Origin of the sequence: Streptomyces abyssalis (assembly GCF_001751365.1) — a bacterium.
Classification (GTDB): domain Bacteria; phylum Actinomycetota; class Actinomycetes; order Streptomycetales; family Streptomycetaceae; genus Streptomyces; species Streptomyces abyssalis.
The window spans coordinates 587,296-601,621 of sequence record NZ_LJGT01000038.1 but is presented as its reverse complement, the minus strand read 5'-3'; the positions used below and the strand labels follow the sequence as shown (position 1 = coordinate 601,621).

Below are 14,326 nucleotides of genomic sequence, written 5' to 3'. Positions count from 1 at the left end.
TCCCCGTGGGCGTCGTCCCACCGGGCCGCCTCGCGCGGGCGGGTGCCGGCGGCCCCGTACGGACGCTCGCCCGTGGCCCCGTACGCATGCGCGCCGGCGGACCCGTACGCCCGTGCGCCGGTCAGCCTCCCCCACGGCTGCGCGTGGGGTGGGGTCTCCCCGGCGAAGCCAGGGGAAGTACCCCCGCCATCCGCCCCTGGCGTCACGCACCCCACCGCGGGTAAGCCTGTGACCATGCCCGAAGCCCGCCCGTCCCACGCCGCCTACCTGGACCTCCTCGCCCGCCGTGCGCCCGCCGAGGAGTACGACGAACCCCTGGTCCGCGCCCGCGAGGCCGGGGCATCGCCCGGCGAGCTCGCCGCCCTGGAGAGCGGCAAGCTGCAGGCGCTGCGCATCCGGGCCGAGCTTGAGGGACGGCGGCGGCGCGAGGCCGAGCTGACGGCGCTCATCGAGACCGTCCACGACCTGGCGGGGCTGCGCGACCTCGACGACGTGCTCCGCGCCATCGTGCAGCGGGCGAGGTCGCTCCTGGGCACCGAGGTCGCGTACATGACCCTCACCGACCACGAGCGCGGCGACACCTACATGCGCGTCACCGAGGGCTCGGTCTCGGCCCGCTTCCAGCAGGTGCGTCTCGGCATGGGCGAGGGGCTCGGCGGACTCGTGGCGCAGACCGCACGCCCGTACGTGACCGACAACTACCCGGCGGACGAGCGCTTCCGGCACACGGGCGCCATCGACGCGGCCGTCGGCGAGGAGGGCCTGATCGCCATCCTCGGTGTGCCGCTGCTGCTCGGCGGACGCGACGTCATCGGCGTCCTGTACGCGGCCGACCGCCGCGCACGCGTCTTCGAGCGCGAACAGATCGCGTTGCTCGGCTCGTTCGCGGCACACGCGGCCGTCGCGATCGACACCGCGCGGCTGCTCTCCGAGACCCGCGACGCCATGGCGGAGCTGGAGACCGCCAACGAGACGATGGAACGCGCGAGCGACGTCCACGACCGGCTCACCGAACTTGTGCTGCGCGGCGGCGACGTGACGGACGTCGCCGCCGCGGTCTCCGAAGTGCTCGCCGGCCGCGTCGAGTTCGTCGAACCGGCGACCGCGTCCGCCCGTCCCGCCGTGGAGCGCTCACGCAGCGCCGGATACGCCATGCGCGACGGCGGCACCTGGGTCACCGCCGTCTCCGCGGGCGGCGAACTGCTGGGCGCCCTGGTGCTGCACGGACATCCCGCCCTCGACCCCGTCGACCAGCGCACCTTCGAGCGTGCCGCGATGGTCACGTCCCTGCTGCTGCTCGCACGCCGATCCGCGGGTGAGGCGGAACAGCGCGTGCGCGGCGAACTGCTCGACGACCTCCTGGACTCCACGAGCCACGACCCGCGTCTGCTGCGCGACCGCGCGGCACGGCTCCAGGCGGACCTAGACGCACCCCACGTACTGCTCAGCGCCCGCCTCGAAGGGCACCCCGAGTGGGAGAAGAACGCCGGCGGGGAGAAGGAGGAGAGCCTGGGAAGGCAGCGCCTGTGGGCCGCCGCCTCCCATCTGGCCGCGACCCGCCACGGGCTGGCCGCCGCCAGGGACGGCGGCATCGTGCTCCTGCTGCCGCTGCCCGCCGGCGGCACCCCCTCGGGCACCGCCCAGGACATCGCCCCGCAGCTCGGGCACTCGGCGGGCGCACCCGTCACGGTCGGCGCCTCGGCCCCGGTCCCGGCACCCGCCGCCGTGTCCGGGGCCGTGGCCGCGGCGTACCCGGAGGCGCGGCGCTGCGTGGACGCGCTGCGGCTCCTCGGACGCTCCGGACAGGGCGCCGCCGCCGAGGACTTCGGCTTCATCGGCATGCTGCTCACCGACAGCCGTGACGTCGGCAGCTTCGTACGCCGCACACTCGGGCCCGTACTCGACTACGACGCACGCCGCGGCACCGACCTCGTGGCCACCATGGACGCCTACTTCGCGTGCGGCATGAGCCCCGCACGCGCCAAGGACGAGCTGCACGTGCACGTCAACACCGTCGCCCAGCGCCTGGAGCGTGTGGCCAGGCTGCTGGGCGACGACTGGCAGTCCCCGGAGCGCGCCCTCGAGACGCAGCTCGCGCTACGGCTGAACCGGCTCGCGGGAGCGGTCGGAGGCTGAGCCCGCCCCGGGCGCGGTGCCGGCCGCCGCGCCCGCCGCCGGGGTGTGTTCGACGGCGTCGTCCTGGCCGATCTTCGTCAGGTCCTGCCGGCTGGTCTCCTTCGCGCAGACGATGGCGATCACCGTGAGCAGCACCGCCGCGATCACGTACAGAGCGATCGGTGTCGAGTTGCCGTAGTCCGCGAGCAGCGCGGTGGCGATCAGCGGCGCCGGCGCACCGGCCGCCACGGACGAGAACTGCGCGCCGATGGATGCACCGGAGTAGCGCAGCCTCGTGGCGAACAGCTCCGAGAAGAAGGCCGCCTGCGGGCCGTACATCGCACCGTGCAGCACCAGACCGACCATCACCGCGAGCACGATCGCACCGAAGCTCTTGGTGTCCAGCAGCTGGAAGAACGGGAAGACCCACAGGCCGGTGCCGACGGCTCCCAGCAGATAGACGGGACGCCGCCCCACCCGGTCGGAGAGCGCACCCCACATGGGGATCACGGCGAAGTGCACCGCCGAGGAGATCAGCACGGCGTTGAGCGCGGTCTGCTGGGACAGTCCCAGCTCCTTGGTGGCGTAGACGAGGATGAAGGCGGTGATGACGTAGAAGGTGATGTTCTCCGCCATCCGCGCACCCATGGCGATGAGCACGTCCTTCCAGTGGAAGCGCAGCACCGCGACCAGCGGCATCTTCTCCACCTGCTTGTCCCCGCCCGTCATCGCGGCCTCCGCTTTGCGGGCCTCGGCGCGTTCGCGGGCCTCCTTGAAGACCGGCGACTCGTCGACGGCCAGCCGGATCCAGAGCCCCACTCCGACCAGCACGCCCGACAGCAGGAACGGCACGCGCCAGCCCCAGCTCACGAACGCCGCCTCCGACAGCAGCGCCGTCATCACCGCCAGCACGGCCACGCCCAGCAACTGCCCGGCGGGCGCGCCCGTCTGCGGCCACGAGGCCCAGTAGCCGCGGCGCTTCGCGTCCCCGTGCTCGGAGACCAGCAGCACCGCGCCGCCCCATTCGCCGCCGAGTGCGAAGCCCTGCACCAGGCGCAGCACCGTCAGCAGTACGGGCGCGAGCGTGCCGATCGCGGCATGGCTGGGCAGCAGCCCGATCGCGAAGGTCGCACCGCCCATCATCAGGAGGCTGAGCACCAGCAGCTTCTTGCGGCCTATCCGGTCGCCGTAGTGCCCGAAGACCAGCGCCCCGATGGGGCGTGCGGCGAAGCCGACCGCGAGGGTGAGGAACGCCAGCAGGGTGCCGACCAGCGGGTCGGAGCTCGGGAAGAAGACCTTGTCGAAGACGATTGCTGCGGCCGAGCCGTAGAGGAAGAAGTCGTACCACTCGATGGTCGTACCGACGAGGCTCGCGGCGACGACGCGCTTCAGCGACGAGGACGGCGGGGGCGACGAGGACGACGGTGCCGGCGAGGCCGGCGACGAGGACGCGGACGAGGGCGTCGGGCTCTTGTCAGCTGCGGGATTCTCGGGGGTCATGGCGTGACCGTAGGGACGAACCGGCCGCCGACACATGTGCGCGGGAGCCACACCGCGTCGGCCGGATATCGCCTCCGAACACACCGGCGGACACACCCAGTAGGGTGCTCCGCATGGCCGACGCACCGTACAAGCTGATCCTCCTCCGGCACGGAGAGAGCGATTGGAACGCGAAGAACCTGTTCACCGGCTGGGTGGACGTGAACCTCACCGAGAAGGGCGAGAAGGAGGCGGTCCGCGGCGGCGAGTTGATCAAGGACGCCGGGCTGCTGCCCGACGTGCTGCACACCTCGGTGCAGAAGCGGGCGATCCGCACCGCACAGCTCGCACTGGAGTCCGCCGACCGGCTGTGGATCCCGGTCCGCCGCTCCTGGCGGCTCAACGAACGGCACTACGGAGCCCTGCAGGGCAAGGACAAGGCGCAGATCCGTGACGAGTTCGGCGAGGAGCAGTTCATGCTCTGGCGCCGTTCGTACGACACCCCGCCGCCCGAACTGCCCGACGGCTCCGAGTTCTCGCAGAGCGACGACCCGCGCTACGCGGCCGTCCCGAGCGAGCTGCGCCCGCGCACCGAGTGCCTCAAGGACGTCGTGGCGCGCATGCTGCCGTACTGGTTCGACGGCATCATCCCCGACCTCCTGGCCGGGCGCACCGTCCTGGTCGCCGCGCACGGCAACTCCCTGCGCGCCCTCGTGAAGCACCTCGACGGCGTCTCCGACGACGAGATCGCGGGCCTGAACATCCCCACCGGCATCCCCCTCAGCTACGAGCTGGACGCGGACTTCCACCCGGTGACGCGGGGCGGCACGTACCTCGACCCGGAGGCGGCGAAGGCCGCGATCGAGGCCGTGAAGAACCAGGGCAAGAAGTAGCGGTACGGGCACGCCCCCGTGCCCGTCCCGTACCGCAGAGCGCAGAGCTGAGGGCCCTGCCCCGTCGAACCGGGCAGGGCCCTCGGCGTCTGCCCTCACTGGGGTGGCAGCCGGGTGCAGCCTCGGCAGGACGTGGACCGAGACCGCGGCGGACACCGCCTCAGCCGCAGGCGCCGCCGCACTGACACGGCCCGCCGGACTGGCATCCGCAGCCGCAGCCGGGCCCGCACCCGCACGCCCCCAGTACGTGCAGGGACGGCCGGTCCTCGGACTGCGCGGGGGACAGGGCCCGATCGCTGTGATCAGCCATGACTTCCCTCCTTTTCCCTCCCCGGTCTCCTGCCCACACTCGGACCGGTTCCATGGGCGCATCAAGGGCGCGTCGTTGCACATGGCGCATCACGCGCGCAGTCTGCGGGCTTTCCGTGACCGGCCCGCCCGCTATCCCGCAGGATCGGGCGCTCCGGCGCTCCGGTGCTCGGTCGGCCGGTCGCTGAGGCGCGCTCAGGCGCCTTCGACCGGTGCCGTGCCGTCGCCGGCCGCCGCCGTCGCCGGGTCCATCTCGTCGGCGTAGTCCCCGGTGACCAGGTAGACCACTCGGCGCGCCACCGATACGGCGTGGTCCGCGAAGCGCTCGTAGTAACGGCCGAGCAGCGTCACGTCCACGGCCGTCTCGATGCCGTGGTGCCAGCGGTCGTCCATGAGGTGCTGGAAGAGCGTGCGGTGCAGGTCGTCCATCGCGTCGTCGTCCTGTTCCAGCTGCAGCGCCAGATCGACGTCCTTGGTGATGATGACCTCGGCGGCCTTCGCCATCAGCCGCTGCGCGAGCTGTCCCATCTCCAGCAGCGTCGCCTGCAGGTCCTTCGGCACGGCCGAGTCCGGGAAGCGCAGCCGCGCCACCTTCGCGACGTGCTGTGCCAGGTCGCCGGAGCGTTCCAGATCGGCGCTCATCCGCAGCGAGGTGACGACTATCCGCAGGTCGGTGGCGACGGGCTGCTGCCGCGCCAGAAGCTGGATCGCACGGGCCTCCAGGTCGCGCTGGATGTCGTCGACCTTCTCGTCCGCGGCGATGACGCTCTCTGCCAGCTTCAGATCCGCGTCCAGCATCGCCGTCGTGGCGCGGCCGATCGCAGAGCCGACGAACCGGGCCATGTCGACCAGGCTGTCGCTGATCGAGTCCAGCTCCTCGTGGTACGCGTCACGCATGGCTGTCCTTCCCTCGCATGTTTCTCTCGACAGAGGGCCCTGAGGCCGGGCCTGGGCCCTCCACGCTCCCACGCTCCGTCCGGAATGCGTCCGTCGCCGACCTCACGGGTGAACCGGCCGGGGCCTGAAGGTGAACTCTGGGAGACGAGTGTTCGAGGTCTCCTGCTTCCCCTGGGGCGCTGTCGGCGAGCGCGCATAGCCTGGAGACATGAACGTGAACGCGGCGGTCGCCGCAGCGGCAGCGATCGCCGGAGTGCTGACCGGTGTGATCGCGATGCTGGCGTTCCGCTGGAGCGAGCGCGACCAGGCCCGTCCCACGCGCTCGTCGCTGCACACCGAGGCCGTCCTTCCGCCCGGCGTGGACACCGTGCTCTCCGTGCTGCGCTCCTCCGCCGTCGTCCTCGACGAGGCGGACGAAGTGGTCAAGGCCAGCTCCGCCGCGTACGCGCTGGGGCTCGTCCGCGGCGGCACCCTCGCGGTGGGGCCGATGCTGAAGATGGCCCGCGACACCAGGCGGGACGGCGAGATACGGCAGGTCGACCTGGACCTCCCACGCCGGGGCACGGGCCGGGGAGACGCCCTCGCGGTCTCCGCGCGCGTCGCCCCCCTCGGCTCGCGGCTGGTGCTGCTGCTGGTCGAGGACATGACGGAGGCCCGCCGCATCGAAGCCGTACGGCGCGACTTCGTCGCCAACGTCAGCCACGAGCTCAAGACCCCCGTCGGCGCGCTCTCCCTGCTCTCCGAGGCGGTCCTGGACGCGGCGGACGACCCGGAGGCGGTCGAGCGCTTCGCGGGGCGCATGCAGTACGAGTCGACGCGGCTGACGAGCCTCGTCCAGGAGCTGATCGACCTCTCCCGCGTGCAGAACGACGACCCCATGGGGGACTCCGAGCGGGTCGGCGTCGACGAGCTGATGGCCGAGGCGATAGACCGCTGCCGCCAGTCGGCGGGCAGCAAGCACATCACCCTCGTCGCGGGCCGTACGAGCACGGGCACGGGCACGGGTGCCGGCTCCGGCGACGACGGCGGGCTCCACGTATGGGGCAACCGCAGCCAGCTCGCTGCGGCCCTCGGCAACCTCGTCGAGAACGCGGTGAACTACTCGCCCGCCCGCACCCGCGTCGGCATCGCGGGCCGCAGGGTCGCCGCCCCCGGCGGCGACCTCATCGAGATATCGGTCAGCGACCAGGGCATCGGCATCTCCGAGCGGGACAAGGACCGCGTCTTCGAACGTTTCTACCGCGTGGACCCGGCCCGCTCACGTGCCACCGGCGGCACCGGCCTGGGGCTCGCCATCGTCAAGCATGTGGCCGCGTCGCACGGCGGCGAGGTCACCGTGTGGAGCGCCGAAGGACAGGGCTCCACATTCACGCTCCGGCTGCCGGAGGCCGGCAGCGCGCGGAGCCGGACCGAGGAGGCGGCGCGCGGGAGCGGCCGTCCGTCCGGAATCCCCGTGGAACCGGCGGACTTCGACTACGGGGACGACCCGGAGGCCGCGGACGAGCTCCCGGCCCCGGCCGACTCCCCGGCCCCGGCTGACTCCCCGGCCCCGACCGGGGCACCGGCTCCCGCGGACCGTCCGGACTCCGACGGGCCCGAGGAGCCCCGGCAGTTCCGGAACCTGTCGCGGGGATCCGCCGGATACGCGGCTTCCGCACCCGGTGGTACGGGCCGCGGCGCCACGCGCTCCGAATCCCCTCCCAGTGCTGCTTCCGCTTCCGTCTCCTCCCCTCCCCCCTCTTCCGCTCCCACTCCCCGTTCCTCTCCCCATTCCTCCAGTTCCCCGTTCTCACCGCCGCGCGGGCTGCCGCGCGCCCCTGAAACCGCCCCGGAGGTCCTCCCGTGACCCGAGTGCTCGTCGTCGAGGACGAGGAATCGTTCAGCGACGCACTGTCGTACATGCTGCGCAAGGAAGGCTTCGAAGTCGCCATCGCGTCCACCGGTCCGGACGGGCTCGACGAATTCGAACGCAACGGCGCCGACCTGGTGCTGCTCGACCTGATGCTGCCGGGCCTGCCCGGCACCGAGGTCTGCCGCCAGCTGCGCGGCCGTTCCAACGTCCCCGTCATCATGGTCACCGCCAAGGACAGCGAGATCGACAAGGTCGTCGGCCTGGAGATAGGGGCCGACGACTACGTGACCAAGCCCTTCTCCTCGCGCGAACTGGTCGCGCGGGTACGGGCCGTGCTCCGCCGCCAGGGCGAGCCGGAGGAGGTCACACCCGCGGCCCTGGAGGCCGGGCCCGTCCGCATGGACGTCGACAGGCACGTCGTCACCGTCTCCGGCAGCAAGATCGACCTGCCGCTGAAGGAGTTCGACCTCCTGGAGATGCTGCTCAGGAACGCGGGCAGGGTGCTGACGCGTATGCAGCTGATCGACCGGGTCTGGGGTGCCGACTACGTGGGCGACACCAAGACCCTCGACGTCCACGTCAAGCGTCTGCGCGCCAAGATCGAGCCCGACCCGGGCGCACCCCGCTTCCTCGTGACGGTCCGGGGCCTGGGCTACAAGTTCGAGCCGTAGGCCGCACTCGCGTTCGGGTTCCGGCCCCCGGCCCGCGCCCGAACGCCCCCGAAGCGGAAGCCGCATGACGCGTGAGGCCCCGTCCGTACGGTCCGTACGGACGGGGCCTCACGCATGTTCCGGTGGCCGGAGGGCGGATGGCTGCGGACAGCTCAGTGCCCCGAGGCGTGACCTTCCGCCTCGGCCTCTTCGCCTTCGTGCTCGGACCCGGCCTCGCCCGCGTCGTCCGTGTCGTCGTCACCGGCACCCGGCGACTCGGCGCCCGCGGCCTCCTCGGACGGGCTGCCCGGCGACGACTCCGACGGCGAGGACGACGGGGAGCCCGAGGGCGTGGCGGAGGTCGTGCTGGGCGAGGGAGCGACCGTCGGGCCGAAGTGCTTGTAGTCGCCGTGCGCGGGCACCACCGTCGCCCGCAGCGTCACCTTGCCCGTACGGCTCAGGTCGAACGAGATCGGCTGTGCGTTCCCGTCCTGCACGGCACCCGCACCTGCCTCGGGCAGTTCGGCGGAGGCGTTGCCCTTGCCGCCCAGTGCGAGCGAGCCGCCCGCCGGCACCGTCAGCTTCTGCTCGCCCTTCGCGGGGCGGAGCTTCACGCGCGCACCGGCGCCCTTGACGGTGATGGCCGTAAGAGTCTCGTCCTTGGAGCCCTCGTTGAAGATCCGTGCCGTCACGGCGGAGGGGCCCGGCCCGGAGTCGGGCGTGATGATGTTGACGTTCTGGACCTTGACGGAGCCGACGGACGTCGCGGCGTTGTCCGGCTTGATCTCGAGGGTCTCCGCGTCATGTCCGGCTGCGCAGGCGGACAGTGTGACGACGGCGAGCGCGAGGGCGGTGGCGGCAAGGGTGCCGCGTCGAATGCTGCTGCTCACGGCGGCGGCAACTCCTGGGCGAGCTCTGGCGGCCGAACTACGTGCCGGTCGCGGACGGATACGGCGATCTGTCATCTGTCATCTGTGACCTGATCTGTGGCGCCGCTCAGGTTACCGAGCGCCCGGCGGCGCTCCGCACGCGGCCCTCCCGCCGCGCGCCGCGCGGGCCCGCTCGTACGCGGGAGCGCGTGCCGGCCACATCCGGCTAGGCCGTTTCCCGGTAAAGAATGCGAACGGCTTGTGAATTGATCAGCGGAACTGCTGATCAATTCTTGGGAAAGTCCGGGAAGGGGCGAAGAGAGCCGAACGGGCGACGACTTACAGTCGGACAAAACGGACAGCAGATGCTTTCTGAAGCACCTTCTTCACGCGTGTCCGTTGTGTTTCGAGCCGCGTACAGAAGTGCCCCCACCTGCGAATACCCGTCCCGGGGCGGTGCCCGCAGCACGTAACAGGGCCGCTTGTCAAGCCCCGAGATGCGGTCTGACCTGCGAAAACGCCATTCAGAAGAGCCCGATTCCGTGTTACTCTGGATAGTCACGGAAGGGGTACCTGACACATGACGTTCAAGGTTGGCGACACCGTGGTCTATCCCCATCACGGGGCCGCGCTGATCGAGGCTATCGAAACTCGCCAGATCAAAGGCGTGGACAAGACCTACTTGGTTCTGAAGGTTGCGCAGGGCGACTTGACGGTTCGTGTGCCGGCGGACAATGCGGAGTTCGTGGGCGTACGAGATGTGGTCGGTTCGGACGGGCTGGACAGGGTCTTCGAGGTGCTCCGCGCACCGTATGCCGAGGAGCCGACCAACTGGTCCCGGCGCTACAAGGCGAATCTCGAGAAGCTGGCGTCCGGCGACGTGATCAAGGTGGCGGAGGTCGTGCGTGACCTCTGGCGCCGTGAGCGCGAGCGCGGGCTCTCCGCCGGTGAGAAGAGGATGCTCGCCAAAGCCCGCCAGATCCTGGTGAGCGAGCTCGCTCTCGCGGAGAACACGAACGAGGACAAGGCCGAGGCGCTGCTCGACGAGGTCCTCGCGTCCTGACCGCTCGGGAGCCGAGAGAGCAGAGCCGGCAGGGCAGGCCGTTCACCCCGCCTCGCGGTAAGCAAGCCCGCAGTGAGCAAGTCTGAGCAGTAGTAGAGCAAGGCTGTGCCGCAGTGCCCGAGTGACGTCGTCACGTCGCCGGGCGCTGCGGCATGTCCGCACATGTGTCCGCACTGCGGTGCTCGCGCACTGCCTTGCCTCCACCTGTGCCGGCGGCCCCGGGCTGCGTTCAGTAACCTCAAACCTGCCCGGTGTGCTGTGCTCAGTCACGTTCACTCACAACTGCCGTGAGCGTGCCGGGCCCGGGCAACCGCCTCGACCAGAAATCACGGAAGGGCCGGTCAAGGCTTCGCGCCCGGCACGCCCCCAACCTACGGCTGGGGGTACCCCAGGCCATACCCACACCGGCTGAGGACACAAACCTGAACGTGGAACCGATGTCAATGCAATCCGCGGGCGAGTCGCATCAGGGCCACCCGGAAGGAGCAGGCGGGGGCACTCCCGCCGGCGATTCCGGCCACCGCACCGCCGCCGTCATCCCCGCCGCGGGCCGTGGCATCCGCCTCGGCCCGGGCGCCCCCAAGGCGCTGCGTGCGCTGAGCGGCACGCCGATGCTGGTGCACGCCGTGCGGGCGATGGCCCGCTCACGCGCCGTCTCCCTGGTCGTCGTGGTCGCACCGCCGGACGGCGCCGACGAGGTCCGTCGCCTGCTGGACGAGCACACGGGTCCCGCGGAGACCTCGACCGACATCGTGGTCGTCCCCGGCGGCGAGACGCGTCAGGACTCGGTGCGTCTGGGTCTCGCGGCGCTGCCGGACGACGTCGACTCCGTGCTCGTGCACGACGCCGCCCGCCCCCTCGTGCCCGTCGAGACCGTGGACGCGGTGGCGGCGGCCGTACGGGAGGGAGCACCGGCCGTCGTACCGGCGCTACCCGTGTCCGACACCGTCAAGGAGGTGCAGGTGCGCGGGAACGGGGAGGCCGAGCCGGTCACCGGCACCCCCGAGCGTTCGCGGCTGCGGGCCGTGCAGACTCCGCAGGGCTTCGAGTTGAAGGTGCTCGCCGCCGCGCACGCCCAGGTGGTGCGCGAGGGCGACGGGGCGACGGACGACGCGGGCATGGTGGAGCGTCTCGGCGTCGAGGTGGTCGTCGTCCCGGGGCACGACGAGGCGTTCAAGGTGACCCGGCCGCTGGACCTCGTACTGGCCGAGGCCGTCCTGGCGAGGAGGCGCGCGACCGATGGCTTCTGAGCCGCGAGAGCGGGCGCGGACGGAGGCGCAGGCGCGTGCGCGGGCCCAGGCCCAGGCACAGGCGACTCAGGGCGGGCCGCCGCTCGTCCCCCTGGTCGGCATCGGCACCGACGTGCATGCCTTCGAAGAGGGACGCGAACTGTGGTGCGCCGGTCTGCTCTGGGAGGGCGAGCGCTACGGGCTCGCCGGGCACTCGGACGGCGACGTCGCCGCGCACGCCGCGTGCGACGCGCTCTTCTCCGCGGCCGGCCTCGGCGACCTCGGCGCCCACTTCGGCACGGGCCGCCCCGAGTGGTCAGGCGCGTCCGGGGTGGCCCTGCTGACCGAGGCGGCACGGATCCTGCGAGCGGAGGGCTTCACCGTCGGCAATGTCGCGGTCCAGGTCATCGGCGTACGGCCCAAGGTCGGCAAGCGGCGGGACGAGGCACAGCGGACGCTGTCCGCGGCGGTCGGCGCCCCGGTGTCCGTGTCCGGGACGACGACGGACGGGCTCGGCCTGACCGGTCGCGGCGAGGGCCTGGCCGCGACCGCGACCGCGCTGGTGCTGCCGCCGCACGTGTGAGAAGGGGCTGCTGCCCGGAACACCGGGTGCCGTAAGGGTGTTGAAGGTGAGGCGGCCGGCGCGCGGCCGCGGAACCGACGATCCTCCGAGAGAAGGCGACAGCCTTGGCAGCAGCACAGCTCTCCGACAACCTCAGGCAGGTTCTGGACACCCCCGTTTTCGTCAGCATCGCGACGATCCAGCCCGACGGAAGCCCGCAGGTCTCACCGGTATGGGTGAAGCGTGACGGCGACGAGTTGCTGATCTCCACCACGTTGGACCGCCGCAAGACCCTCAACCTCAAGCGGGACCCCCGCGTGACGGTGATGGTGCAGCCCGCGGACGCCCCGTACACGTACGCGGAGATCCGCGGCACCGTCACCCTGACCACCGAGGGCGGGCGCGAGCTGATCGACGAGCTGGCCCAGAAGTACGTCGGGAAGAACTACGCCGAGTTCAACCCGCGTTGGGAGCAGGACGCCGAGCGAGTGGTGGTGCGGGTGAGCCCCAGGAAGGTCGCGGGGCGGCTCTGACAGATTCTGAAATCTGTCATCTGTTACCTGTCACCCGTCAGCTGATATCCGTCAGCTGTCAACTGTCCGCTGTAACCGGCACCCGGCACCCGGCACCCGGCACCCGGCCTCCAGCACCCGAAGGCGCTGACACCTGCCGTCGCCGCCGTCCGCCGCCGGTCCGGCGCACCTTGCCCGGTGTGCGGGGCACCCGGTCTCACGGGCCCACTACCCTGGTCGCGTGAGCATTCGCCTGTACGACACCAGCAGCCGGCAGATCCGCGACTTCGTCCCGCAGACGCCGGGCCATGTCTCGATCTATCTGTGCGGCGCCACCGTGCAGGCCGCCCCGCACATCGGGCACATCAGGTCGGGCCTCAACTTCGACATCATGCGCCGCTGGTTCACCCACCGCGGCTACGACGTCACGTTCGTGCGGAACGTGACGGACATCGACGACAAGATCATCGTCAAGGCCGTCGAGCAGAACCGCCCCTGGTGGGCGATCGGCTATGACAACGAGCGCGCCTTCACCGCCGCGTACGACGCCCTCGGCTGCCTGCCGCCCACGTACGAGCCACGCGCCACGGGCCACGTCCCCGAGATGATCGAGATGATGCGGAAGCTCATCGACACGGGCCACGCCTACGCGGCGGACGGGAACGTGTACTTCGACGTCCGCTCGTACGAGGACTATCTCCAGCTCTCCAACCAGGAGTTGGACAACCTCCTGCAGCCCGAGAGCGAGGGCGAGACCGGCAAGCGCGACCCGCGCGACTTCGCCATGTGGAAGGCCGCCAAGCCCGGCGAGCCGAGCTGGGAGACGCCGTGGGGCCGCGGGCGTCCCGGATGGCACCTGGAGTGCTCGGCCATGGCGCACAAGTACCTCGGCCCCTCCTTCGACCTGCACGGCGGCGGCGTCGACCTGGTCTTCCCGCACCACGAGAACGAGATCGCGCAGTCGAAGGCGTACGGCGACGCATTCGCCCGCTACTGGGCGCACAACGCCTGGGTCACCATGAGCGGCGAGAAGATGAGCAAGTCGCTCGGCAACTCGGTGCTCGTGAGCGAGATGGTCAAGCACTGGCGCCCCATCGTCCTGCGCTACTACCTGGGTTCGCCGCACTACCGCTCGACCATCGAGTACAGCGAGGAGTCGCTGCGCGAGGCCGACCACGCCTTCGGCCGCATCGAGGGTTTCCTGCAGCGCGCGGGCGAGACGGTCGGCGACACGCCTCCGGCGGACGATGTCCCCGCCGCCTTCGCCGAGGCGATGGACGACGACTTCGCCGTCCCGCAGGCGCTGGCCGTCCTGCACACGACGGTCCGGCACGGGAACGCCGCGATGAGCGAGGACGACAAGGAGGCCACGGCGAAGGCCTTCGCGGACGTACGGGCGATGCTCGGCATCCTCGGTCTCGACCCGCTCGACGCGCGCTGGCAGTCCACGGAGACCGACGCCGGCCGCGGCGGTGAGCTGCGTGACGCCGTGGACTCGCTGGTCCGCCTCGTACTCGCCCAGCGGCAGGCCGCGCGCGAGCGCAAGGACTACGCCACGGCGGACGCGATCCGTGACGAGCTGAAGCAGGCGGGTCTCGTCATCGAGGACACCCCGTCCGGTCCGCGCTGGGAGCTCGGCGGCAGCGGCGGCCACTGAACGGCGGCCACCCGGCCGCGGGGCTGAACGGCGGCCACCCGGCCGCGGCCGCTGGACGGCGACCGCCTCGCAGCGGTCCGCGGAGCACCCCTCTTCCCTTCACGACGGGGCCCTGGGGGCGGCTGCGCCCTCCGCCGATGATCCACTTCTTCGGTACGGCCTGCCCTCCGGAATAATGGCGGCAGCCGGTCCCCACGCCGGCGCCCCGCGTGTACCGGGTGCATGCCGCAGCGGACCGG

At 71.4% G+C, this 14,326-nt stretch carries 12 protein-coding genes; 9 read left to right on the top strand and 3 right to left on the bottom strand.

Annotation, left to right across the window (positions count from 1 at the left end; all coding sequences use genetic code 11):
• The first annotated feature begins 234 nt into the window (after positions 1-234).
• On the top strand, positions 235-2,136 hold the full coding sequence (locus AN215_RS09860; protein WP_070013848.1) for a helix-turn-helix domain-containing protein: 1,902 nt from the start codon (positions 235-237) through the stop codon (positions 2,134-2,136).
• On the opposite strand, the gene AN215_RS09855 is transcribed toward AN215_RS09860, so the two are convergent.
• The gene (locus tag AN215_RS09855; protein ID WP_079122862.1) at positions 2,098-3,615 is read right to left on the bottom strand and encodes an MFS transporter; all 1,518 of its coding nucleotides are present in this window, start codon (positions 3,613-3,615) and stop codon (positions 2,098-2,100) included. The genes AN215_RS09860 and AN215_RS09855 overlap by 39 nt on opposite strands.
• 113 nt (positions 3,616-3,728) lie before the next feature.
• Here AN215_RS09855 and AN215_RS09850 point away from each other — a divergent pair, with 113 nt between their 5' ends.
• Positions 3,729-4,487 carry a phosphoglyceromutase gene (locus tag AN215_RS09850; protein WP_070012981.1) on the top strand — a complete coding sequence of 253 codons (759 nt, stop codon included), beginning with the start codon at positions 3,729-3,731 and terminating at the stop codon, positions 4,485-4,487.
• Between the two features lie 504 nt (positions 4,488-4,991).
• On the opposite strand, the gene phoU is transcribed toward AN215_RS09850, so the two are convergent.
• On the bottom strand, positions 4,992-5,693 hold the full coding sequence (phoU, locus tag AN215_RS09845; protein WP_070012982.1) for a phosphate signaling complex protein PhoU: 702 nt from the start codon (positions 5,691-5,693) through the stop codon (positions 4,992-4,994).
• 208 nt (positions 5,694-5,901) lie between these two features.
• Between phoU and AN215_RS09840 the strand changes: the two genes are divergently transcribed.
• On the top strand, positions 5,902-7,539 hold the full coding sequence (locus AN215_RS09840; RefSeq protein WP_338057916.1) for a sensor histidine kinase: 1,638 nt from the start codon (positions 5,902-5,904) through the stop codon (positions 7,537-7,539).
• Positions 7,540-7,544: 5 nt separating this feature from the next.
• Positions 7,545-8,216, top strand: a complete 672-nt coding sequence (gene phoP, locus AN215_RS09835) for a two-component system response regulator PhoP (RefSeq protein ID WP_476755943.1) — start codon at positions 7,545-7,547, stop codon at positions 8,214-8,216.
• Between the two features lie 152 nt (positions 8,217-8,368).
• On the opposite strand, the gene AN215_RS09830 is transcribed toward phoP, so the two are convergent.
• Positions 8,369-9,085: a copper chaperone PCu(A)C domain-containing protein gene (locus tag AN215_RS09830; RefSeq protein WP_070012984.1), complete on the bottom strand. Its 717-nt coding sequence runs from the start codon at positions 9,083-9,085 to the stop codon at positions 8,369-8,371.
• 559 nt (positions 9,086-9,644) lie between these two features.
• On the opposite strand from AN215_RS09830, the gene AN215_RS09825 reads away from it, so the two are divergent.
• From AN215_RS09825 to cysS, 5 genes are all read left to right on the top strand, one after another.
• Positions 9,645-10,127, top strand: coding sequence for a CarD family transcriptional regulator (locus AN215_RS09825; RefSeq protein ID WP_016472332.1), 483 nt, complete (start codon positions 9,645-9,647; stop codon positions 10,125-10,127).
• Positions 10,128-10,570: 443 nt separating this feature from the next.
• Positions 10,571-11,377, top strand: a complete 807-nt coding sequence (gene ispD, locus AN215_RS09820; RefSeq protein WP_079122861.1) for a 2-C-methyl-D-erythritol 4-phosphate cytidylyltransferase — start codon at positions 10,571-10,573, stop codon at positions 11,375-11,377.
• A complete protein-coding gene (gene ispF / locus AN215_RS09815) occupies positions 11,367-11,939 on the top strand; it encodes a 2-C-methyl-D-erythritol 2,4-cyclodiphosphate synthase (RefSeq protein WP_245694370.1) in 573 nt (190 codons plus the stop codon). Before ispD ends, ispF begins: the two co-directional genes overlap by 11 nt.
• A gap of 104 nt (positions 11,940-12,043) precedes the next feature.
• Complete coding sequence (locus AN215_RS09810; protein ID WP_070012985.1) at positions 12,044-12,451, top strand: PPOX class F420-dependent oxidoreductase; 408 nt, start codon at positions 12,044-12,046, stop codon at positions 12,449-12,451.
• Between the two features lie 220 nt (positions 12,452-12,671).
• A complete protein-coding gene (cysS, locus tag AN215_RS09805) occupies positions 12,672-14,087 on the top strand; it encodes a cysteine--tRNA ligase (protein WP_070012986.1) in 1,416 nt (471 codons plus the stop codon).
• Positions 14,088-14,326 lie beyond the last annotated feature (239 nt).

Coding starts and splice junctions, on each gene's coding strand:
- AN215_RS09860 (WP_070013848.1), top strand. CDS start 235: ATGCCCGAAGCCCGCCCGTCCCACGCCGCCTACCTGGACCTCCTCGCC.
- AN215_RS09855 (WP_079122862.1), bottom strand. CDS start 3,615: ATGACCCCCGAGAATCCCGCAGCTGACAAGAGCCCGACGCCCTCGTCC.
- AN215_RS09850 (WP_070012981.1), top strand. CDS start 3,729: ATGGCCGACGCACCGTACAAGCTGATCCTCCTCCGGCACGGAGAGAGC.
- phoU (WP_070012982.1), bottom strand. CDS start 5,693: ATGCGTGACGCGTACCACGAGGAGCTGGACTCGATCAGCGACAGCCTG.
- AN215_RS09840 (WP_338057916.1), top strand. CDS start 5,902: ATGAACGTGAACGCGGCGGTCGCCGCAGCGGCAGCGATCGCCGGAGTG.
- AN215_RS09825 (WP_016472332.1), top strand. CDS start 9,645: ATGACGTTCAAGGTTGGCGACACCGTGGTCTATCCCCATCACGGGGCC.
- ispD (WP_079122861.1), top strand. CDS start 10,571: ATGCAATCCGCGGGCGAGTCGCATCAGGGCCACCCGGAAGGAGCAGGC.
- ispF (WP_245694370.1), top strand. CDS start 11,367: ATGGCTTCTGAGCCGCGAGAGCGGGCGCGGACGGAGGCGCAGGCGCGT.